A 21,405-nucleotide genomic window follows, 5' to 3' on the forward strand; every position below is an offset into this window, starting at 1 on the left:
GTACATCGATGCCCGATATCCGGGCGGTCACCCGGTAAACGTGTCCATCGAGAGGCTCCTGTGGCGTACGTCCCCGATGAGCCGGGCGAACCCTCCCGAAATGCCGGCATTTATCAATGTAGGCCGGAAGTGGTCAGACGGGAATATGTGATCGTCCGCTCCGCCGATCACCCATTGTTATCGGACAATCCAGGCATACAACAATGAATCCGCAGGCAGTGGGCGGGAGCGGACGGGCGGGGTTACGGACAGGCGCCGCGCATGCCCGAATCAGTAGGTGGTGAGCATCTCGGCGAGGATGTGCGGCGTGCGCTCGGGCGGCGCCGCCTCCGTCACGAGGGTGTTGAAGACGTGCCAGTACCGTTCGATCTCCGCGCGGCGGGCCGGGTAGTGGGCGTTGTCGGGGCGCTCCAGGTAGACCATGTCCTGCAGCCCCTGCTGCGGGAATCGCACGAGGGTGAGCGGCCCCTCGCACTCCACCCGCCTGCTGATGCCGTACGGCGCGATCTGCACGGTCACGTTGGGGCGCGCGCACATCTCGACGATGTGCCGGATCTGGTCCCGCATCGTCACCGGCGAGCCGATCGGGCGCCACAGCGCCGCCTTGTCGAGGACGACCCACAGGTTGAGCGGGCGCGGCCGGCGCCGCAGGACCCGCTGCCTCCGCATCCGGAACGCGACGCGCCGCTCGACCTCCGGCTCGGGGTAGGCGCGGCGGATCACCGTGCGGGCGTAGTCCTCGGTCTGCAGCAGGCCCGGGACGAACTGCGACTCGAACGTGCGGACCAGCCTGGCCGACTGCTCGGCGCTGAGGTAGGGCCGGACCCAGCGCGAGACGATGTCGCCGTCGTCGTGCCACCACCCGCGGGCGCTGGTCTGCTCGGCGAGCGCGAGCAGGACGGTGCGCTCGTCGCCGTCCGCGCCGTAGACCGCCAGCAGCCGGGCGACATCGGCGGGACGGGCCGCGGTCCGGCCCAGCTCCAGCCGGGTGATCTTGGACTCGGAGCCGTCCAGCCGCCGTCCCGCGTCCCGGCGGGACAGCCGCGCCGCCTCGCGCAGCTCGCGGAGCCTCCGGCCGAGCAGCATGCGGGGGACGAACGGGTCCCCCTGGGCGGGCGCCGAGCGGACGCGTGCCGAAGGCGACTGCGGGCTGCCGGTGGTCGCGACGGAGGCCAAGGGGGGACTCCTCGAACAGAGGATGGCGAGAAAGACCGCTCCAACTATAGCTTCACGCTCCGCGTCGGGAATAAGACCGTCTGCGACCTGTCCCCGGCGTCAGGGTTTGCGCGCCACGGCGCACAGAGTCGGAAGATCTTCGATGTCCATCGACTCCACCTCGGGGCGCCACGCACCGCTCGTGACCAGCCCGGGCTCGACCATCTCCAGGCCGTCGAAGTAGCCGCGGATGAACTCCGGGCCGCGCAGCCGGAACGGGATCGCGCCGGTCGCGTCGTAGGCGCGCTGCGCCGCGTTGAACGCCTCGTCCTCGTCGGTGGAGTCGTGCAGGATCAGGTAGCTGCCGGACACGAGCGGCTCCATCAGCCCGCGGACGACGCCGTAGGCCTCGCCGGGGTCGACGATGTGCCCCATGACGCCGATCAGCAGCAGCCCGACCGGCCGGGAGAGGTCCAGGGTCTCCGCCGCCCGGCTCATGATCGTCTTCGGGTCGTGCAGGTCGCAGTCGATGTAGGAGGTGCCGCCCTCGGGGGTGCCGGTCAGCAGGGCGCGGGCGTGCGCGAGGACGAGCGGGTCGTTGTCGACGTAGACGACCTTGGCGTCGGGGGCGGCGCGCTGGGCCATCTCGTGGGTGTTGTCGACGGTGGGCAGCCCCGTGCCGCAGTCCATGAACTGGCGGATCCCGCGGTCGAGGGCCAGGAAACGGATCGCGCGGTCCATGAAATAGCGGCCCGCGCGGGCGATCTCCACGATTCCCGGATACAGCGCGACGTACTGGTCGCCGGCGATCCGGTCGATCTCGTAGTTGTCGGTTCCGCCGAGCCAGTAGTTCCAGATGCGCGCCGACTGCGGAACGTCAGTATTGATCTTGGAATCGGATTCCTGTTCGCGGCCGGGGGTGACATCCGCCATCGGTCTGACGCTCCTTCCGGGATGCGAACTCCTGCCTTCCGCAAACTTAGCCCGGGCTTGACCGGGGCGGCGGAAAAAGCGATATTCGGCTCCGTCCACCGCGCCATTCGGGACATTGTTGAATTCCGCACGGCGGGCGGTACGGCAGGTGGGCGCGACGACCGCGGCGGCCTGAAACCCCGAAAAGATCTCTTTTTCCGGAGAAACGGCCTCAGCGTCCCGCCCACACCGCGATCGCGAGCGCCACCCGGTCATCGAACCGCAGCGGATTGCGGCCGGTGAGCGCCTCGATCCGGGAGAGCCGGTGGCGCAGCGTGTTGGGGTGCAGGAACAGCGCGCGGGACGTCGCGCCGACCGCGCCGCCCATGTCCAGGAACATGCGGAGCGTCTCGACGAGCCGCGTCCCGTGCGCGCTGTCGTAGTCGGCGAGCGGCCGGGCGATCTGCTCGACGAACGGGGCCAGCTGGTCCTGGTCGAGCCGGCCGAGCAGGGCCTGGAAGGTGGCGAGGTCGGAGGCGTGCACGACCCCGCCGGAGCGGCGCGCGGCGTCCAGCGCGGCGAGGCTCTCGGCGAGGGAGACCGGCAGGTGCTCCAGCCCGCCGGGGCTGCCGATGCCCGCGGGCTCGGACCAGGCGTGCGCGTCGCTGGTGATGAGCAGGGCGGTGTCGCCGTCCAGGCCGAGCACCCCCGGCAGCTCGTCCTCGACGTTGTCCATCGCGATCACGAGCAGGGACGCGGGGTCGAGCCCGGCGTCGTCGATCCGCGCCCGGAGCGTCTCGGCCGAGGCGAGCCCGTCCCGGATCATGCGCAGCAGCCGCCCGGTCTCCTCCCGCTCGTGCCGCTCGTCGGAGGTGGAGGCGGCCTGCTCGGCGAACCACTCGGTGAAGCCGAGGAACGGCACGTCGGCCGGCACCTCCAGCAGCGGCAGGCCGGTGCGGTCGCAGGCCCGGCACAGCGCCTCGGGGACGGTGTCGGCCACGTCGCCGACGCCGTAGCCGATCGCGCTGCCGCGGCCGGCCTTCACCGAGTCGGCGAACGCGGCGCACGTGCCGGCGTCCCGCAGCGACGCGCCGGCCGTCAGGACGAGCTCATGGCCGCGCAGGTAGGGGCCCGGGTCGAGCAGCTCGGTGGAGTGCGCCCAGCGGACCGGGCGGTCGAGCCCGGCCTCCCCGGCGACCAGGCGCAGCCGGAAGCGCGGCACCGCCAAGAGCTGCCGGACGGTGACGCGCGGCACCAAGGGATCGCTGGTCACAGCCTCACCTTCTCACCCCGCCCCGGCGATGACCCGGGCCCGTGACCGACTTTTTGGAGAACGGCACGAAAGGCCGGGCGTGGCGCGGTGCGTTCGGCCAAGAAATGCCCACGACCCTTGCCACCTGGCGTGATGCCGGGTTTGCCTGGAGCTTTCCGGGATGTCCCGGGACGTCGGGGGAGGCGGGTGATCGGATGCGGGAACGGGTCGTGCTCGTCACCGGCGCGGCCGGCGGCATCGGCGCCGCGACGGTGCGCGAGCTGTCCGGGCGCGGCTGGCGGACCGCCGGGCTGGACCTGCGTCCCGCCCTCGAGGCCGACCATTCGGTCAGCGTGGACGTGGCGGACGAGGCGCAGGTGGCCGCGGCGGTCCGGCGGATCGAGCGGGAGCTCGGCACGGTGGAGGCGGCGGTCTGCGGGGCCGGGCACTACGCGATCGTCCCGGTGTCCGACATCGCCTGGGCCGACTGGCGCCGGATGCTGCGGGTGCACCTCGGCGGCCTGGTCAACGTGTGCCGGGTCGTGACGCCCGGGATGGTGGAGCGCGGCCGCGGCACCGTCGTGGCGGTCGTCTCCGACCTGGCCGTCGGCGGCGGGCACGCCGAGGCCCACTACGCCGCCGCCACCGGCGCGATGATCGGGTTCGTCCGGTCGCTGGCCGCCGAGCTGGCGCCGTCCGGCGTCCGGGTCAACGCGGTGGCGCCCGGCCCGACCGACACGCCGCTGCTGGCGTCCGACTCGCCGTGGCGCAGGCCGTCCTTCCTGCAGACCCTGCCCACCGGGCGGCTTGCGGCCCCGGAGGAGATCGCGCTCGCCACCGCCTACCTGATCGAGGACGGGACGTACTGCGCCGGCGAGATCCTCTCCCCGAACGCCGGGGCGGTGATCTGATGACCGTCGCACTGATCACCGGGGCGTGCGGCGGGCTCGGGCAGGCCGTCGCGCGGCGGCTGGCGTCCGGCGGCCATCTGGTCGCCCTCAACGACCGGCCCGGCCGCGACGTCGCCGCCCTCGCCACCGAGCTGGGCGGTGTCGCGGTGCCCGCGGACGTGTCCGACCCGGGCGCGGTGACCGCGATGGTCGAGCGGCTCGAACGCCAGACGGGCGAGCACGTCGGCCTCCTCGTCACCGGCGCCGCGCAGATGACGATGGCCCGGTTCACCGAGATCGACGACCTCGCCGGCTGGTGGCGCGCCATCGACGTCGACCTCGGCGGGACGTTCGCGTGCGCGCAGGCCGTCATGCCGGGGATGGTGGAGCGCGGCGGCGGCCGGATGGTGTTCGTCGCGTCGGAGTGGGGGCTGATCGGATGGCCGCACGCGACCGCCTACTCCTCGGCGAAGGCCGGCATCGTCGCGCTCGCCAAGTCGCTCGGGCGGGAGCTGGCCCCGCTCGGCATCGCGGTGAACGCGGTCGCGCCGAGCGTGATCGACACCCCCCGGCTGGAGGTGGACGCGGAGTTCGCCGGGGTGACGGTCGGGGAGATCCGCGACCGGTACGCCGCCCGGGTGCCGCTCGGCCGCATCGCGACGCCCGAGGAGATCGCGGCGGCGATCGCGTTCCTGGCCGACGAGCGGCTCCCGACGCTCGTCGGCCAGATCCTGCACGTCAACGGCGGCACCACCCGGGCCCGCGCCTGACCCGGCGCTCGCGGCCGGTCGCGGTACCGGAGCGGGTCACGCGGTGAGGCGCGCCAGGTGGGCCCGGACCGCGGCGGCGTCGCCGGTGCGGGCGATGTAGCCATCCGGGCGGATCAGGACGGCCTCGGCTCCCTCGTACGCGTCCCGGAGCCCGCCGCCGGGGTCGGTGTGGCCGCCCGGCCCGCCGACCGTGACGACGCGGACGTCCGGGTGCTCGATGCCCACGTCCACACCGAAGGCCAGGACGGTGGCGTGGGGGCCGCGCAGCAGGTCGTGCAGGCGGACCCGGGTTCCGGACCCGTCGCGCAGGACGGCGTCGGCGGCGCGGGTGCCGCCGAGCGGGCCCTCCGCGAGGGAGCTGTCCGGGTAGGCCAGAAGGAGCTGCCGGGTCTCCTCGCCGCGTTCGAGGGCGTCCGCCTGTCCCTCGACGGCCTTCTGGTAGAGCTTCGTGCTGAGACCCAGCACTCCGGCGGCCACCGGCAGGCGCTCCTCCTCGTAGGTGTCGAGGAGCGCGGACGGGCCGCCCTTGATGACGGTGGCCAGCTTCCAGCCCAGGTTGTAGGCGTCCTGGACGCCGGTGTTGAGGCCCTGCCCGCCCGCCGGCGAATGGACGTGGGCGGCGTCGCCGGCGAGGAAGACCCGGCCGGCCCGGAACCGTTCGGCCATGCGGATGTTGACCCGGTAGACGGAGCTCCAGGTGAGGTCGGTCAGGCGGATGTCGGTCCGGCCGCTGCCCTCCTCCAGCATCTTCTGGTAGGCGGCCAGGGTGAGCTCCGGGTCCTCGTCGGGCCGAAGAGGCGCGGTGAACTGGAAGTCGTCCGTGCCGGCGAGCGGGCACAGCCCGACGTGCAGCTGCCGGGTCCGCATGTCGGCCCACATGTGCCAGTGGTCGCGGTCGAGGTCGGCCGTCCGCACGTCCCCGATGAGCATCCGCTCCTGCTCGCGGGTCTCGCCCTCGAACGCGATGCCGAGGGTCTTGCGGACGGCGCTCCCACCGCCGTCCGCGCCGACGAGGTAGGCGGCGCGCAGGGTCGTGCCGTCGGTGAGGACGGCGGTCACCCCGTCGTCGTCCTGGGTGAAGCCGGCCAGCTCGCCGGGCTCCACCCGTCCGCCCAGCTCTTCCAGGCGGGCGTGGAGGATCTCCTCGGTGCGCCACTGCGGCACCATGAGGCCGTTCGGGTAAGGAACGGCGTCGGAGGGCTCCTTCCGCTCGCCCATCTCCCCCTCCCACACGACCTCCGCGCCCGCGTAGGCGCGGAGGGGCGGGTACGGGCCGCAGGCGTCGAGCACCGCGCCGATCACGCCGAGGTCGTCGAAGACCTCCAGGGTGCGGGGCTGGAGCCCCTTCCCGCGCGACCCCGCGCGGGCGCCCGGGTCGATGATCCGGTGGCGGACGCCGCGGCGGGCGAGGTCCACCGCGAGGGTGAGGCCGGTCGGCCCGGCTCCGATGATGAGGACGTCGTCCATGGTGGTCTCCCTTCTCCGCCTCCAAGTCTCGGAAGGGGGCCTGGCAGACCGCTGGCAGACCGCTGGCAGACCGGCCGGCCGGCGCCGGGAGCGCTCCGTGCGCCGATGAGCGCGAATCTTGATCAACTACGTCCCGCTCCCCCTAAGATCACTAAAGCTCGCCAAAGCGGACACTCTGCGTCATCACCCCGAGAAAGAACGTTCGGTCCAGCGTTCGGCCCCCGCTGGACCGATCCCCCTGGTGTCGGCAGCGGCAGCGCAGGCCCCCCTGCGCGGACACACCACACGAAAGGCTCCTCCATGCCTTCGGCTAACGACCTGCTTCCCGACCAGCGGAAGCGGCGAAGCATCATCATCGACACGCTCACCGGTGCCGGCTGGGCCTCCGACACCACGCTGTGGGATGCCGGCATCTCCACCAGCTGGGTGGCGCAGCTGACACTTCGCGGCTCGGGTACCGCGATCAGCTGCAATTACGTCATCGTCGACGGCGGGCAGCTGCCCGAGTTCCTCGAAGTGAACTTCATTCTGCCCGAGGGCGAGCTCCGGTTGGTCGTGGACTTCCTCGGTCTGACGGGCGGGGACAGGGCGGACCGGCTGTCCGACGTGCTCGCCGGGCTGGTGTGGGGGCAGCAGCAGGCGCCCGACGAGGTGCCGCCCGCGATGATGGCGGCACTGATGCACACGTCCTCGGTGTTCACCCTCGACGCGCACAACCGGCTGGTGCCGTTCGGCGACGACACCCCGGATCCCGGCGAGCAGGAGGCCCCGGCCTCCCCCTTCGACTCCGCTCGGAACGAGGACCAGGGGATCGACGACGTCAGGTACGCCGATCCGGTGGAGGACCGGCTGCACCGCGAGCTCATCCCGGCCGGCTGGCGCCGGACTCCGGACGACGCCGTCCTGATGGACCTGGCCGAGAGCTTCTTCGTCGAGAACGGTCCGGTGCGGTTGAGCGTGGGCCGGTGCAACCGGGACGAGACCCGGGTCCGGATCTCGTCGGACGACCAGTACGCACTGCTGAACGTCGCCGGACTGGAACGGCCTGAAGACGCCGACCGCCTGATCGGGGTGCTGCGCCGCTGGCAGGGGCATATCACCGCCGACGCGCTGCGCGAGTTCACCGACGAACTGGTGGCCGACTATCCGAAGGTGTACTTCTCCGACGAGGACGATGACTGGGTCCGGATCGGCACCGCGCGCGGTCCGGCGGCTCCGCCGCCGGGGGCCCAGACGCGCACGCGGATGGTCGGAGATCGTCTCGGCCGCGCGGGCTGGACGGCCGTGGCCGGACCGCCGGTCTCGGCGCTCAGCATGGGGGCGCGCAACCGGTACGGGGCGACGCTGCGCTGCGACCACGCGCTCAACGGCTTCCGGGCGATCCCGGAGGCGCTGGTCCTGGACATCGCGCTCGGTGACGGTGACTCGCCCGACTTCGGCCCGCACCCGGTCCTCGTCCTCGACGTCCTGGACCTGCGTTCCGGCCGGGGAGACCGCGGCGCTCTGCCGATGGCGCTCGATGTCATCGACCGGCATCGCGACGCGGTCGCCGCCGGGACGCTGGGGAACCTGGTCAGAGCACTCACGCTGTGCTGCCCGGTCTTCCTCCTGCGGGACGATGGTGAACCGCGTGCCATCAGCATCTCCGTGACGGACCGCAACGAGCCGCCGACACCGATGCCGCGCGCTCTCGCACATCTCGACAAGCTGATCGCCGACCGGCCGGACGCCGGAGCCGACCTGTGGTTCGAGCGCGGGCTCGCGGCTCGCGCCGAGGACCGTCCGGACCTCGCACTGGCCGACCTCCAGGAGGCGATCCGGCGCGACCCGCGGCACGGGCCGGCGCACTACCAGCGCGGCCTCATCATCGGTGCCTCCTACCCCGACGAGGCCGACCGCTCGCTGCGCGAATGCGTCCGGCTCGGCTACGCCGCCGGCCCGGCTCTGCTGTTGCTCGCATCGCTCCTGTGGCGTTCGGCGCGGCGGGACGAGGCCCTCGCCGTACTCACAGAACTCACCACGACACTTCCCGAATACGGCCCCGGCTGGTACGAACGCGCACTCGACGCGGTGAAACTCGGCCGCCACGAAGAATCGATCGCGGCGGCCGCGCAGGCGATACGGCTCATGCCCGACCACGCGGACGCCTTCTACACGCGTGCCTGCGCCTACGCCCTGACAGGACGGGCGGACGCCGCCCTCGCCGACATCGAGCGGACCCTGGACCTCAACCCTTCGCTGCGCGACGAGATCCTCGACGACGACGACTTCGCGGCGTTGCGGGCCGACGACCGCTTCACCAAGCTCGTCGACCCCTGGCCGGAACCGGGCGAGGAAGCACGGGTGATGGACTCGCGCCTGGCCGACGTGCTGCGGCGCGCCGGCTGGCGCCCCGACCCGCATGGCGGCTTCATGGGACTGGAGTACCCGTGCCGGGCGGGCCGGCTGCTCGCGGGCGACCCCTGCGTCCCCGGGATGGAGATCTACGTCAACCTCCGTCCGTACGGAGCGGGAGAAGCCGGCGAAGGATGGCTCTACACACCGCCGGACAACGATCTCGCCGTCCTCGGCGAGATCCTGGTGGCCTGGCAGGACCGTCTCACGGGCGAGAACTTCGCGGAGTTCGCCGCCCAGGTGGAGGGGCGGCTGCCCGGCACCACGTGGCATCGGGGGCATCCGTAATGGGTACGCGAGCCATGGATTTCCTTGAGTGGGTGCGGCTGAACCATGCCGCGGACGTCACGCGCGTGCTCACCCTGCTTCCCGATCTGGAAGCGGATCTGAAGACGGCGCGCCGCCGGGCCTGGAACAGGCCGAAGAGCGCGCTGGAGACCTACCGGCGGATCGCCGCGGAGCTGGCCCGGGCGACCCCGGTCGTCCTGCCGGCCTTCTACGAGCACGCGGCGCGGGCGTTCCTGTCCACCCGGCACCAGACCTACGCCGCCCAGATGCTCGCCGCCGCGCGCCAGGCCGAGGCGGAACACGGGCTGGAGGTCGACCACGACCATGTGGACGACGTCTTCCTGGAGTTCGCGGTGGCCGACGCGCTACCGGCCAAGGCGGTGGCCGAGTACGCGCGGGAGCTGTCCGACCGGCTCCCGCCGGATGAGGCCTTTCGCAGGTTCGCCCGACTGTGCGTGCGGCGCACCGAGGCGGGGACGGCGCCGTCCGCGCAGATGGCCGGCGCCGTGCGCCGGCTGGCCAGGGCGGCCGGCGACCAGGCCGCGCGCGAGCAGGCGTACCTGGCCGAGATGCTCACGCGGCCGGCGGTGATCAGGGCGCCGGCGGGCTGGTGGAACGCGCATCGGCCGGCCCTGGTGAAACTCGCCCGCCGGGATCCCACGGTGCGCGGGGCGCTGTTGAACCTGACCCCCAGATGGCACCCCGATATGAACGGCGACCAGATCCGGGCCCTCCTCATCGAGTGGACGGCCCTGCTGGAGGAGTCGGGTGCCACCGCCGGGCTCGGCGACGGCGCGGAGGTGTCGGACGTGGAACGGCCGTCCGACGGGACCGCGGGCTGGCTCGACCGGACCCTCGCGGCGTGGGGCACCGGTTGGGGCGCCGATCCCCGGCTGCCGGGGCTGCACGCCCTGGTGGAGCGAGTGGCGGGGCGGCTGCGTGCCGAGCTCGCCGCGGCCGGCCGTGCCGTCGCGATGGCGCAGGCGCTCGCGCACGACGTGGACCTGCTGGACCTCCTCCTCGCGCTCGACGTGCCGGTCGCCGATCCCCGGGACGACACGCGGCTTGAGCTGAGCCGGTGGGCCAGGGGCGACGCCCGGCGCGACCTCCTCGCCCTGGCCGCCGATCCCCGGTTCACCGCGGCGTTCCGCAGGACCGCCGACGGCTTCTACGACGACGACCGTGATCTGCACGCCGTCCGCACCCTGGCCGCGTCCCCCGGCGGGCGGCGGATGCTGACCGCGTGGGCACGCGACCTGACGCGGCGGTCCCGCTCCGGGAGCCTGCCCGGGATGACCGCCGCGCAGCGGGTGCTGCGCTGGCTGCCGCCGGACGTCCTCGCCCTCGTCGCGGGTGACGTCGCCGAGGCGGCGGCGGCCGACTTCGCCCCCGAACTCGCCCGGACCTTGCGGGCCGGCCTGTTCGAGGAGCTGTGCTGGCCGGCCTTCGACGAGGCCGTGGCGGCGACCTCGACACCGGAGCGGGCCAGGCCCGTCATGGTGGACGCCTGGCCGTATCTGATCGTCGCGAGCACGTCCGAGGCATGGGTGATCGGCGCGGAGGGCCGCGTGCTCCGCCACCCCCTCCGGCTCCCCGCCGAGAACGAGAGGTGGGGTTCGCCCGGATTCCATTTCGTCGACGGCGCCCTGCTGGTCTTCTGGAAGGACCGTACGGGCGGTCTCGTCGGCTATTGGCACTCCGCCGACGACGCCCGGGAAGGCGACCCCGAGCCGCGGCCGCTGGAGGGTGACTCCGATGAGTGGTCACGACGATCTGGGACGGTCACGCTGCCGTTGCCGGGCGGCGGACGGACCACCGGCGGCGGGACGCTGTTCCCCGGCGGCACCGCCGTGCCGGATGAGAAGCAAGTGATCAGCGACGGGAAGGCGTTCTGGGTCCTGGACGGTGCGAAGTGGCTCTCGTACGACCCCGTCACCGGCGCCCGAAAAGATTCGGACCTTCCCGCGTTTCTGGCCGACCAGAGCGACGGAGGCGTGCTGCAGGCGAAGAACAGCTGGCTGCGCCCCGCTCCGTCCAGCGAGCCCACGCCGCTCGGGGTGCCGGTGGACGGGCTGCTCGGCTGGCGGGTGACGGAGCTGCCGGACGGCTCACTGCGGGCGGAGGACCTCGCCGGACGTCGCGTCACCATGCGTCCCACGGTCTCGGACGTGAACATAGGCCGTCACCCGTTCGGAGCCCTGGCCCTGCCCGGAGACGACCGGCTCCGGATCCTGGTCCAGGGCGTCGTCGAGGGCGAGGGCGTCCGTCTGGTCGACCCGGACGGGACGGTCACGCTGACCAGCCGGATGCCCGGGGTGGACGGCCCGGTGCTGCCGCCGACCGCGCACTGGCACCAGCTACGGCCTCGCGACCCGGAGGGCTCGGCGGCGCTGCGCGAGATCGACCACGAGACCGCGTCCGCACTGCTGAAGGCCGCCATGACAGGTGACAGGGCCGGTGACAGGGCCGGTGACGAGGACCTGGCGGCCACGGTCCGCGCACTGGTCCCGAGAATCGGCGACGACACGCTGGCGGCCGGAGTGGCCCGGATCGCACGGTTCACCGCCGAGCGGCAGGCGGCCGTGGGCGGGGTCGCCGAGCGGCTCGGCGCCGACCGGCCCGCCGATGAGCTCGGAGATCCGCGCACCGACCCGACCGACGATCTGCTCGGGAGCGCGCTCAGCGGCCTCTACCTCAGTGAATACACGACGTGGGGCGGTTTCCTCGGGATCTCCGGAGTGGTGTTGGCGCTGCCGCAGCTCCGCGCACTGCACCAGGCCTTGCGCGACGGGAGGACTGCGGGCTCCGCGGGCGCGCGGCTCCACATCGGCGAGCCTGGACTGCGCAGTTCCTCCGTCCGGTGGGGCCGGTTGCTCGGCGCATGTGCCGCGGTGGCGTTGCGCGCCGCGGCGGCGACCACACCCGCCAAGGAGCAGGAGGCGCTGCGCCGCCTGCTGACCATGGTGAGCCACCTGGGGCTGGACTCGGCGCGAGCCGGTCGCTGGCGCCGGTTCGAGCTGCACCTCGACGCGGACACAATGGCCGCGGCCTGCGGTGATTCCTGGAACGACTGGGATGACCGCCTCCGCGGAGTGCTGCCGTTGGACGGCGGCGCATTCCTGGCCGTCCTGGAACCGAAGAACCCGGCACGTGGCCCGCGAAGGCACGAGTACGGGTGCGACTTCGTCGCGCTGTTCCACGATCCGGCGGGCCGGTTCGAGGTTCCCGCCCCGTACATCGTGAAAGCGTCGGAGCCGCTCGGCGCGGACCGTGAGCCGGGCTGGCTCCGGGCGTTCCTCGCCGCATGGTCGGAGCACGGACAGCTCCCCTGGCGGGAGTCGGCCGCCGACGAGTTCGCCGAGCTGACCGGAGTCTCCTCGACGCTCGCCCGGCTGGTCGTGGCCGGCCTCCCGGCGGAGGGCTTCCGTGATCTGCTCAAGGTGAAGGCGGCCGACGTCGAGGTGGCCCGCGAAGACCTGGGGCTGATCGCTCCTCGCGGGATCCCCGCGGAGGTCGTCTCGGCGCTGCTCCCGGCGGACCCGGTGCGGCTGTGGACCGAAGGTCCCGACGTGGCCGCCGCGGCGGCCGTCTGGAACGCCCGGGTCGGGCGCCGCACGCCGGTTCCCGAGGCCTTGGTCACCGAGGGCGCCCGCGCCATGCCGCACGTGTACTGGGGGTTCGGGGAGCAGGCCTTGGCCCCGGTCGCGGCGCTGCGGGCGGCACTCGATCCCACCGGGGCGCCCGAGCTGACCCGCGACCTGAGCTGGACGGTGAAGGACGGTAAGGCGGTCTGCGCCGACCGGGACCAGACCGGTTTCACCGGAGGCGTCCTGGTCGGAACCGCCGCGATGGCGGGCTGGCTGGCCCACCGGCTGGCGGCCGGGGATCCTCTGCGAGCGGCGCTGCCCACGGCGCTCGGCCTGGTCCGCGACCGGCTGGCCGCCCCCGGCATGCTGATCGGGCTCGGTCCGAACGTCCACGCCGGCGCGTTCCGGAAGGCCGCGGGACCACCCGCCGAGACCGGTGAGGGCTGGGAACGGTACGGCGCGGTCATCATCCGGGACCTTCCCTGGGACGAGCACAGCCAGATCGTCGCCAGACCTCTCCTGCGGACGGACCTGCTGGACGCCGGCGGTACCGACCCGCATCTGTCGCTCCTGCGGGAGATCGAGGAGAAGCTGGCCAGACCGCTGCCGATCGGGGAAGCGGTCCGCCGCGCCTTCAGTCCGGTCTTCGCCGCGCTGATCGCCGAGCCGGGCGACCCGGCCGCCGGGGAGCGGGGCAAGGACGGCACCTGGTGGCCGCAGGACCCCACGCGTTCCGTGCCCGCCCTCGTCGCCGACGTCGCCGCGGCCCGCGGGCTGAGCGAGGACGCCGCGGGCGTCTACCTGATGCTGCTGGCGATGCCGGACCCGACCGACAGGAACACCGCCCGGTGGACCGGCTGGAAGCCGGCCCGGCTCAAGGCCGCGCGAGCCGAGCTGGCCGCGACGGATCTGGTGGTCCAGGGGCGCCGCACCCGCGCCGGCCGCTCGCTCTTCCTGCCGGGCGGCTGGGAGGCCCTGAAGAGCCCGCACCTTCCCCTGGAGTCCTGGAAGGTCCCGTTGTTCGGTCTGACCGCGGGCTTCAAGGGCCTGGAGTCACCGCTCGGGGTCATCGTGCCGGCCGAGCCCGCGGACGGCCTCTACCGGAGAGCCTGGCAACGCGTCCTGGACGGTGATGCTCCGGGGTGAGCAGGCCGCGCAGACGGCCGGGGCGCGGACGGTGAACCGGCTGGTCAGGGACGCCTTGACGGGATGACCGGCGATTTCGCCGATGTCCGGCGCCGGGGCGCGTGCCGAGAATGTGCGCGTCCCGGAGCCGGCCCTCGGCTCCGCCCCCCGAACAGGAGCGAACCGACGTGCACCCCCTCACCGCCCGCGCGGCGAAGACCCTGGTCGCCGCGGCGTTGACCGCCGGCGCCCTCGCCGCCCCGCAGGCCGCCGCCCAGGCCGCCGACAACCCCTACGAACGTGGACCCGCGCCGACCGAGCAGAGCATCGAGGCGTTGCGCGGCCCCTTCGCGACCTCGCAGACGAGCGTGTCGTCGCTGGTCGTGACCGGCTTCGGCGGCGGGACGATCTACTACCCGACGAGCACCGCCGAGGGGACGTTCGGCGCCGTCGTGGTCACGCCCGGCTTCACCGCCGACCAGAGCAGCATGGCGTGGCTCGGGCCGCGGCTCGCCTCGCAGGGCTTCGTCATCTTCACGATCGACACCAACACCCGCCTCGACCAGCCGAGCAGCCGGGCGCGGCAGATGCTCACCGCGCTCGACTACCTCACCCAGCGCAGCAGCGTGCGGTCCCGGATCGACGCGACCCGGCTCGGGGTGATGGGCCACTCGATGGGCGGCGGCGGCTCGCTGGAGGCCGCCGAGGAGCGCCCGCAGCTCCAGGCCGCGATCCCGCTGACGCCCTGGGACCTGCAGAAGAACTTCTCCGGTGTCCGCGTCCCCACCATGATCGTCGGTGCCGAGGCGGACTCGGTCGCGCCGGTCGCCTCGCACTCCGAGCCGTTCTACACGAGCATCCCGGCGTCGTCGGAGAAGGCGTACCTGGAGCTGAACGGCGCCAGCCACTTCGCGCCGAACATCTCCAACACGACCATCGCGAAGTACAGCATCTCCTGGCTCAAGCGGTACATCGACAACGACACCCGCTACGACCAGTTCCTGTGCCCGCCGCCCGGCCAGGACGCGGACATCTCCGAGTACCGGGACACCTGCCCGAATTCCTGACCCGGTTCACCGGCTGGGCCGCCCGTTGCCGTTGCGCGCGGGCGGCCCTTCCGCGTGCGCACCGTCCCCGGCCCCGTGGAGGCGGAGCGCGCTCAGCGCGAGGACGAGCTCGACGAGGTCGCCGGGGCGGGCCAGCGTCCGCCCGGTGAGCTGCTCGATCTTGCGGAGCCGGTTGAGGACGGTGTTGCGGTGGCAGAACAGCCGGTCCGCCGCGCGGGCCGCGGACCCCTCGCACTCCAGCCAGGTCTCCAGCGTCGCCAGCAGGGCGTCGCGGAACCCCGGCTCCACCTCCGCCAGGCCGCCGAGCGCGACGTGCCCGAGCCGGCCGGCGAGACGGGGCTGCGACAGCACCAGGGCGTCGGGGAGCCGGCGGTCCAGCCGGGCGATCTGGTTGCCGGGGCCGCGGCACGTCCGCAGCGCCAGCTCGGCGAACCAGCGGGCGCCGCCGAGCTCGGCCAGGGAGCCGACGACCGGGCTGACGCCGGCGTGCGAGCGCGCGTAGGGGTGGACGGCGGCGACCAGCTCGTCGAGTCCGGCGGCGCCGAGCGCGACCAGCGCCACCTGGGCGTCGGTGCGCAGCCGCCAGATGAACCGCATCCCGCCCGTGTCGCCGGGGCGCCGGTCGGCGCCGTCGCCGAAGCCGCCCTCCGCGCCGAGCATGACGACGGCGTAGCGGCCGGTCGCGGGCAGGCCGAGGACGGACGTGGCGGTCGCGAGCAGCCCGCCGTCGGCGCCCTGCCCGTCCAGCAGCGCGTCCACGATCGCCTGGACGCGCTCCTCGCTGCGCCGCGCCAGGTCCAGCTCGGTGCGGTGGTACGCGGCGGCCGCGGCGCCGGACTGCTGGTCGATCGTGTCCCAGATGCGGGTCGCCTGCCGGATCAGCGCCGGGAGGTTCTCCGGGTCGTGCCGCCCGACGACCTCGACGACGGCCTCCCAGAACACCCGCCCGGCGAGCCGGTAGGAGCGCAGCAGCTGGTCGAGCGGCTGCCCCTGGTGGGCCCGGCGCTGCCCGAGCCGCCGCGCCCACTCCAGGTCGGCGCGGCCCCGGTCCGGGTCGAGGATGGTGTCGAGGCCGTGCCCGTACCCGGTGTGGCACATCTCCCAGACGTCGCCGCGGTACGGGTCGTCGCGGTCGCCGCGGTCCCCCGACAGGATCTCGGCGGTGAGCCGGTCCGCGAGATCGGGCAGCCGGTCGGCCAGGCGCAGCACCGCCTTGCGCATGATCGTGCGGTCCGCGTCGACCTGCCCGGCCGTCCCGGATCGTCCTCCCGTCATCGGCGGCACCTCCAGCACAACGCAGGGGCCTCATCGTGCCATCGCGGGGGACGGGCGGGCCATCGCGGGACGCCGGGACTGTGCCCGCTCACAATCGGCCCCCGCCCGGATTGCGCCGCGGCCCCGAAACGGGGACCGGCTCTGGACCGGTGGCGGGTCCCCGTGGTGCTCTATGGGCCCCTTCCCTTTTGAGATCTCGTCCAATAAGGCCGGACGGCCGCGGGCGGGGTCGGTTCCCGTCGAGGAGGGACCCGCATGGCACACGAACCGCTGCGAGAACGCCTGCACGGACGTGAACGCGAGCTCCAGGCGATCGAGGAGACGCTCGACCGGGCCCGGGACGGGCACGGCGGCGCCCTGGCGATCGCCGGGGACGCCGGGGTCGGCCGGACGGCGCTGCTGGAGGCCGCTGTGCGGAGAGCCACCGTGCAAGAACCCACCGTGCGCACGTCCGGGTCCCGGAAGGGAAAGGCGTTCCGGGTGCTCGGGACGACCGGCGTCCCCGGGGAGACCGCCGTCCCCTACGCAGGGTTGCACCGGCTGCTGCGCCCCCTGGCCGGCGAGGTCGCGCACCTGCCGCCGGCGCACCGGGGCGCTCTCGCGACGATCCTGGACGGCGCGCCGCGGGCCGAGCCGTTCGTCCTCTTCACGGCGGTGTGCGAGCTACTGGGCCGGGCCGCCCGGAACGGTCCCGTGCTGTGCTGGGCGGACGACGTCCAATGGCTCGACCGGGGCTCGCTGGAGGCGCTGGCGTTCGCCGCCCGACGCGTCGAGGACGAGCCGGTGGCGGTGCTGTTCGCCGTCCGCGACGGCCGCCGGGACCCCGGCGGGCTCGCCGGGATCCACCGGCTCCGGCTCGCGCCGCTGGACGAGGACGCGAGCCGCCGCGTGTTACGCGACGCGCTCGGCGACGCCTTCGACGGGGCCTGCGACGGCGCGGCGCGCGGCGACCTCGCCGAGGAGGTCGTCGACCTGGCCTGCGGGCGGCCCCTCGCGATCCGCGACCTCGCCGCCGCGCTGACGCCCGGGCAGCTGTCCGGGGCCGCGCCGCCACCGCGGGCGCTCCCGGCCGCCAGCACCCTGCGCGCCCTGCACCGCCGCCGCTACCTGCGGCTCCCGGCCGGGGCGCGGCGGCTCGTGCTGATGGCGGCGGCGGAGGAATGGCTCGGCGCCGCGACGGTGGCGCGGGCCGCGCGGGCGGACGGCATCGGCGCCGGCGACCTGGACGCGGCCCGCGAATCGGGGCTGCTGCGGTTCGAGGGCGAGGGCGTCACGGTCCGGAACCGGCTCGTCCGGTCCTCGTTGTGGGCGGACGCGTCCCGCGAGGAGCGGCAGGACGCGCACGCGCTGCTCGCCGCCGCGCTCGTCCAGGAATGGCAGCGCCCCCGGCGGCTCTGGCACCGCGCGGCCGTGTCCGGCGAGCCCGACGACGCGCTCGCCGCCGAACTGGCGGACGCCGCCGACGCGGCGCGTTCGGCGGGCCGGTACGCCGACTCCTGGCGCTCCTGGCAGCGCGCCGCCGCGCTGACCACCGACCAGGGCACCCGGACGGACCGCTACCTGGCCGCCGCCGGCGACGCCTGGGCGAGCGGGCGGTCGCGGCGGGCCCGCGCCCTGCTCCGGCACGTCCGCCCGGCCGGCCGCGACGGAACGCATGCCGCCCGCGCCGCCGGCCTCCGCGGCCGGATCGAGGCGGCGGCCGGGTCCCCCGCGGCGGCGCTGCCGATGCTGCGCGACGCCGCCGAAGGGCTCGCCGGACGGGACCCGGAGGCCGCGCTCCACGCGCTGATGCGGGCGGCCGAGGCCGCCGACGCGTCCGGCGATCACCGCGCCTACCTGGAGGTCGCCGGCCGCGCCGCCTCCCTCGATCTCGCGCGGCCCGCCCCGCGCACCCGGCTGATGCTCGACCACCTCGCCGGCGTCGCGGCCGCGATCCGCGGCCGGTACCGCGAGGCGGCGGACCGGCTCGGCCGCGCCGCGGGCCTCGGCGCGGACGTCACCGACCCCGCTGCGGGCACGTGGGCGGCGCTCTCGGCGTTCGCGCTCGGCGACGGCGCCGCCGCCCGCGCCCTGGCGGCCGGGGCCGTGGCGTCCGCCCGCAGGTCCGGCGACGCGCCCGCCGAGTCGTTCGCGCTCATGGTCGCCGGGCGCTGCGAGGCACTGCTCGGCCACCCGCCGGCGCCCATCGCCGCATGCCACGACGGGCTGCGCCTCGCGCGGGCGACCCGCCTGCACGGCCACGCCGCCGAGCACCACGCCACGCTCGCGCTCACCGCCGCGTTCAACGGCGACGGCGACACCGCGCGCGGCCACCTGGAGCGGCTGGCCGGTACCGCCGACCGGCTCGGCCTCGCCCGCGCCGCCGCGCTCGGCTCGTGGGCGCCCGCCTGCCTGGACCTCGCCGCGGACCGGCCGGCCGACGCCGCCGCCCGCCTCGCCCTGCCCGGCGGCGCCGGGCTCGCCCACCCGCCGGCGCGGCTGCTCGCCGTCCCGCACCTGGTCGAGGCGCTGGTGCGCACCGGCGAGCACGACCGGGCCGCGCGGGCGTTCGAGCCCTTCGGCCGCTGGACGGACGGCCCCGGAGCCGGCCCCTGGCCGCGGGCGCTCTCCCGGCGCTGCCGGGCGCTGCTCGCCGGCGGCGACGCCGAGGCCGAGGAGCACTTCGCCGAGGCGCTGCGCCTGCACGAGGCCGCCGGCGCCGTGTTCGAGCTCGCCCGCACGGAGCTGCTCTACGGGCACCGGCTGCGGCGGGGGCGGCGGCCCCGCGCCGCCCGCGAGCACCTGCGCGCCGCGCTGCGGATCTTCGAACGCTACGGCGCGGCACCGTGGGCCGGCCAGGCCCGCGCCGAGCTGCGCGCCGCCGGGTCGGGCGACGACGCGTTCCGCGCGGAGGCCGGCGTCGCGGCGCTCACCGCGCAGCAGGCCCACATCGCCCGGCTGGCGGCCGAAGGGGCCACCAACCGGGAGATCGCGGCGCGGCTGCTGCTCAGCCCGCGGACCATCGACCACCATCTCCGCAACGTCTTCACCCGGCTCGGGATCCGCTCGCGCGTCGAGCTGGCCCGGCTGATCCGCTGACCGGCCGGCGGGCCGCCGGGGTCAGCGGGGTCAGCGGGGTCAGCGGGGTCAGCGGGGTCAGCCAGCAGGGTCAGCGGACCTCCTCGTACTCCTCCTCGCGGTCCTCGGCCGTCCTGGAGTTCTTGGAGCCCGCCTTGGACCCGCGGGAGTTGCCGGAGCCCTTGGAGTTCTTCGAGTCCTTGGACGACGGGGACTCGGCGTCGCCCCGCCTGCCGGACTTCTCCTCTTCCTCCAGCGCCTCCTCGTGCGTCTTGACGACCTCGCTGTCGCGGATCTCGCCGCGCCAGCCCTCGATCTCGTCCGCGCGGGTGATCGAGTTCGTCATCACGTACCGGCGGAAGTGCTTCAGTTCGAGCCGGGCGCGGCGGCCCTGGGCGCGCCACAGGTTGCCGGTCCTCTCGAAGAAGCCCTGCGGGTGGTACTCGAGGACGACCAGGACCCGGGTCAGGTTCGGCGCCAGCTCGTGGAAGCTGACCGTCCCGTCCACGTGCCCCTTCGGCCCCTTCGAGCGCCACACGATGTGGTCGTCGGGGACCTGCTCGACGACCGTGGACTCCCACGTCCGGCTGGACCAGAAGATCTTCGCCTTCCAGTTCAGCTTGGTGTCGTCGGCCTGGTCGACGCTGATGACCTTCTTCATGAAGGACGGGTAGTCCTGGAACTGCGTCCACTGGTCGTAGACGAGGCGGCGGGGCGCACCGATGTCGGTGTGCTCGATGATGTTGGTGACCTTCACCTTCTTCCCGCCGCCGCTGCCGCCCTTGCCGCCGCTCTTCAGGACGCCGCCGACGGTGTCCTTGAGCCGTCCGAACAGGCCCTTGCCCGCCGACTGCTTCTCGCCGGACTTCCCGGAGCCTTCGTCCTTCCCGCTCTTGGCGTCGTTCTTGGTCTCGTTCCTGGCCTCGTCCTCGGCGCCGCTCTGCTCCGGCGCCTCCTTCTCGCGGCCCTTGCCCTGCTCCTGCTCGCCGGAGCCGGACGAGCCCTGCTCGTTCCGGCGCCCGCTGAGCGCGCGGCTCGCGGCGACGGCCGCGCCGGCGCCGAGCAGCAGGCCGCCCGCCGTCCCGGCGGTCCGCCCGCCGGGGAGGCCGGGCAGGGCCTTGGTGATGGTGCTCAGGCCGGGGGTGCGCTTGCGCCGCCCGCCCGGCAGCCGTTTGGCGATCGCGCCGACGGGCAGCCGCCCGATCGTGCTTCCTCGTTTCATGTCCGGTTCCTCACTCAGGGGTTGTGACGGTCTCGCCGTCGCGGATCTCGCCGCGCCAGCCCTCCACCTCGTCCGGATGGGTGAGCGCGTGCGTCATCACGTGGCGGCGGAAGTGCTTGAGCTCCAGGCGGACGCGGCGGCCCTGGGCGCGCCAGAGGTTGCCGGTCCGCTCGAAAAGGCCGACGGGGTGGTACTCCAGGACGAGCAGGACGCGGGTCATGTTGGGCGACAGCTCGTGGAAGCTGACCGTCCCGTCCACATGCCCCTTGGGCCCCTTCGAGCGCCACACGATGTGCTCGTCGGGGACCTGCTCGACGATCGACGACTCCCACGTCCGGCTGGACCAGAAGATCTTCGCCTTCCAGCTCAGCTTCTCGTCGGAGATCTGGTCGACGCTGAGGACCTTCTTCATGAAGGACGGGTAGTCCTGGAATCGCGTCCACCGGTCGTAGACCAGGCGGCGCGGCGCACCGATGTCGGTCTGTTCGACGATGTTGGTCAGCTTCCCCCTCCGCCCACGCCCGAAGATGCGGGCAAGGGTCTCCTTCAGGGCCGTCCAGCCGAAGCTCAGCAGCGCGCGGAACGGCGACTTGCCCTCCCGCAGCGCGGTGAACCCGGCCAGGGCGGCCTTGACCAGCGGCCCGCCGTGCTCCGCCCTCGCGGTGAGGCGCCGGACCTCGCGGTCGAGCCGCCGCCCGAACCGGGCGAACGCCCGGTCCAGCACGCGGCGTCCCAGCCGGCGGGCCGAGAGCACGGCCAGCGCTCCGCCCGCGCCCGCGGCGGTCCCCGCCGCCAGCCCGGTCCGGAAGTTCATGTCCTGTCCACCTCGTCGTCTGCTCGGGTACTGCGCCGGGTTACCCGGTCAATTCGGGGCAAAACAGCCCCAAGCCCAGGAAAGACGGACGGATGCCGGTCCTGGCCATCGGACAGGCCCTCCGGTCAAG

General features: G+C 74.0%; 13 protein-coding genes. 6 read left to right on the forward strand and 7 right to left on the reverse strand.

Annotation, left to right across the window (positions count from 1 at the left end; all coding sequences use genetic code 11):
- Positions 1 to 270: 270 nt before the first annotated feature.
- From ABGB11_RS22775 to ABGB11_RS22785, 3 genes are all read right to left on the reverse strand, one after another.
- On the reverse strand, positions 271 to 1,176 hold the full coding sequence (locus ABGB11_RS22775) for a helix-turn-helix transcriptional regulator (RefSeq protein ID WP_347635877.1): 906 nt from the start codon (positions 1,174 to 1,176) through the stop codon (positions 271 to 273).
- 99 nt (positions 1,177 to 1,275) lie between these two features.
- On the reverse strand, positions 1,276 to 2,088 hold the full coding sequence (locus ABGB11_RS22780) for an SAM-dependent methyltransferase (protein WP_347635878.1): 813 nt from the start codon (positions 2,086 to 2,088) through the stop codon (positions 1,276 to 1,278).
- 211 nt (positions 2,089 to 2,299) lie between these two features.
- Positions 2,300 to 3,340 carry a PucR family transcriptional regulator gene (locus tag ABGB11_RS22785; protein WP_347635879.1) on the reverse strand — a complete coding sequence of 347 codons (1,041 nt, stop codon included), beginning with the start codon at positions 3,338 to 3,340 and terminating at the stop codon, positions 2,300 to 2,302.
- A 194-nt stretch (positions 3,341 to 3,534) separates the two neighbouring features.
- On the opposite strand from ABGB11_RS22785, the gene ABGB11_RS22790 reads away from it, so the two are divergent.
- On the forward strand, positions 3,535 to 4,230 hold the full coding sequence (locus ABGB11_RS22790; protein WP_347635880.1) for an SDR family oxidoreductase: 696 nt from the start codon (positions 3,535 to 3,537) through the stop codon (positions 4,228 to 4,230).
- On the forward strand, positions 4,230 to 4,979 hold the full coding sequence (locus ABGB11_RS22795) for an SDR family oxidoreductase (RefSeq protein WP_347635882.1): 750 nt from the start codon (positions 4,230 to 4,232) through the stop codon (positions 4,977 to 4,979). Before ABGB11_RS22790 ends, ABGB11_RS22795 begins: the two co-directional genes overlap by 1 nt.
- A 36-nt stretch (positions 4,980 to 5,015) precedes the next feature.
- On the opposite strand, the gene ABGB11_RS22800 is transcribed toward ABGB11_RS22795, so the two are convergent.
- Positions 5,016 to 6,446: an FAD-dependent monooxygenase gene (locus ABGB11_RS22800; RefSeq protein WP_347635883.1), complete on the reverse strand. Its 1,431-nt coding sequence runs from the start codon at positions 6,444 to 6,446 to the stop codon at positions 5,016 to 5,018.
- A 300-nt stretch (positions 6,447 to 6,746) separates the two neighbouring features.
- Here ABGB11_RS22800 and ABGB11_RS22805 point away from each other — a divergent pair, with 300 nt between their 5' ends.
- The 3 genes from ABGB11_RS22805 (at position 6,747) to ABGB11_RS22815 (ending at position 14,907) form a co-directional block, all read left to right on the forward strand.
- Complete coding sequence (locus ABGB11_RS22805; RefSeq protein WP_347635884.1) at positions 6,747 to 9,128, forward strand: tetratricopeptide repeat protein; 2,382 nt, start codon at positions 6,747 to 6,749, stop codon at positions 9,126 to 9,128.
- A gap of 14 nt (positions 9,129 to 9,142) precedes the next feature.
- On the forward strand, positions 9,143 to 13,861 hold the full coding sequence (locus tag ABGB11_RS22810) for a DNA-binding protein (RefSeq protein ID WP_347635886.1): 4,719 nt from the start codon (positions 9,143 to 9,145) through the stop codon (positions 13,859 to 13,861).
- Positions 13,862 to 14,028: 167 nt separating this feature from the next.
- A complete protein-coding gene (locus ABGB11_RS22815) occupies positions 14,029 to 14,907 on the forward strand; it encodes a dienelactone hydrolase family protein (protein ID WP_347635887.1) in 879 nt (292 codons plus the stop codon).
- Between the two features lie 6 nt (positions 14,908 to 14,913).
- On the opposite strand, the gene ABGB11_RS22820 is transcribed toward ABGB11_RS22815, so the two are convergent.
- Positions 14,914 to 16,182 carry a helix-turn-helix domain-containing protein gene (locus tag ABGB11_RS22820; RefSeq protein WP_347635888.1) on the reverse strand — a complete coding sequence of 423 codons (1,269 nt, stop codon included), beginning with the start codon at positions 16,180 to 16,182 and terminating at the stop codon, positions 14,914 to 14,916.
- Between the two features lie 255 nt (positions 16,183 to 16,437).
- Here ABGB11_RS22820 and ABGB11_RS22825 point away from each other — a divergent pair, with 255 nt between their 5' ends.
- Positions 16,438 to 19,260 (forward strand): LuxR family transcriptional regulator, encoded by a 2,823-nt coding sequence (locus ABGB11_RS22825; RefSeq protein WP_347635889.1) that lies wholly within the window; start codon positions 16,438 to 16,440, stop codon positions 19,258 to 19,260.
- A gap of 70 nt (positions 19,261 to 19,330) precedes the next feature.
- On the opposite strand, the gene ABGB11_RS22830 is transcribed toward ABGB11_RS22825, so the two are convergent.
- Entirely contained in the window at positions 19,331 to 20,461 is a 1,131-nt protein-coding gene (locus ABGB11_RS22830) for an SRPBCC family protein (protein ID WP_347635891.1), read from the reverse strand.
- Between the two features lie 10 nt (positions 20,462 to 20,471).
- On the reverse strand, positions 20,472 to 21,275 hold the full coding sequence (locus ABGB11_RS22835) for an SRPBCC family protein (protein ID WP_347635892.1): 804 nt from the start codon (positions 21,273 to 21,275) through the stop codon (positions 20,472 to 20,474).
- Positions 21,276 to 21,405: the final 130 nt, after the last annotated feature.

Origin of the sequence: Actinomadura sp. B10D3 (assembly GCF_039871695.1) — a bacterium.
Taxonomy (GTDB): Bacteria; Actinomycetota; Actinomycetes; order Streptosporangiales; family Streptosporangiaceae; genus Spirillospora; species Spirillospora madurae.

Bases quoted from the DNA above. Each gene is read 5' to 3' on its own strand.
- ABGB11_RS22790 (WP_347635880.1), top strand. From the start codon at position 3,535: ATGCGGGAACGGGTCGTGCTCGTCACCGGCGCGGCCGGCGGCATCGGC.
- ABGB11_RS22835 (WP_347635892.1), bottom strand. From the start codon at position 21,275: ATGAACTTCCGGACCGGGCTGGCGGCGGGGACCGCCGCGGGCGCGGGC.
- ABGB11_RS22820 (WP_347635888.1), bottom strand. From the start codon at position 16,182: ATGACGGGAGGACGATCCGGGACGGCCGGGCAGGTCGACGCGGACCGC.
- ABGB11_RS22795 (WP_347635882.1), top strand. From the start codon at position 4,230: ATGACCGTCGCACTGATCACCGGGGCGTGCGGCGGGCTCGGGCAGGCC.
- ABGB11_RS22780 (WP_347635878.1), bottom strand. From the start codon at position 2,088: ATGGCGGATGTCACCCCCGGCCGCGAACAGGAATCCGATTCCAAGATC.
- ABGB11_RS22805 (WP_347635884.1), top strand. From the start codon at position 6,747: ATGCCTTCGGCTAACGACCTGCTTCCCGACCAGCGGAAGCGGCGAAGC.
- ABGB11_RS22800 (WP_347635883.1), bottom strand. From the start codon at position 6,446: ATGGACGACGTCCTCATCATCGGAGCCGGGCCGACCGGCCTCACCCTC.
- ABGB11_RS22830 (WP_347635891.1), bottom strand. From the start codon at position 20,461: ATGAAACGAGGAAGCACGATCGGGCGGCTGCCCGTCGGCGCGATCGCC.
- ABGB11_RS22810 (WP_347635886.1), top strand. From the start codon at position 9,143: ATGGATTTCCTTGAGTGGGTGCGGCTGAACCATGCCGCGGACGTCACG.
- ABGB11_RS22825 (WP_347635889.1), top strand. From the start codon at position 16,438: ATGGCACACGAACCGCTGCGAGAACGCCTGCACGGACGTGAACGCGAG.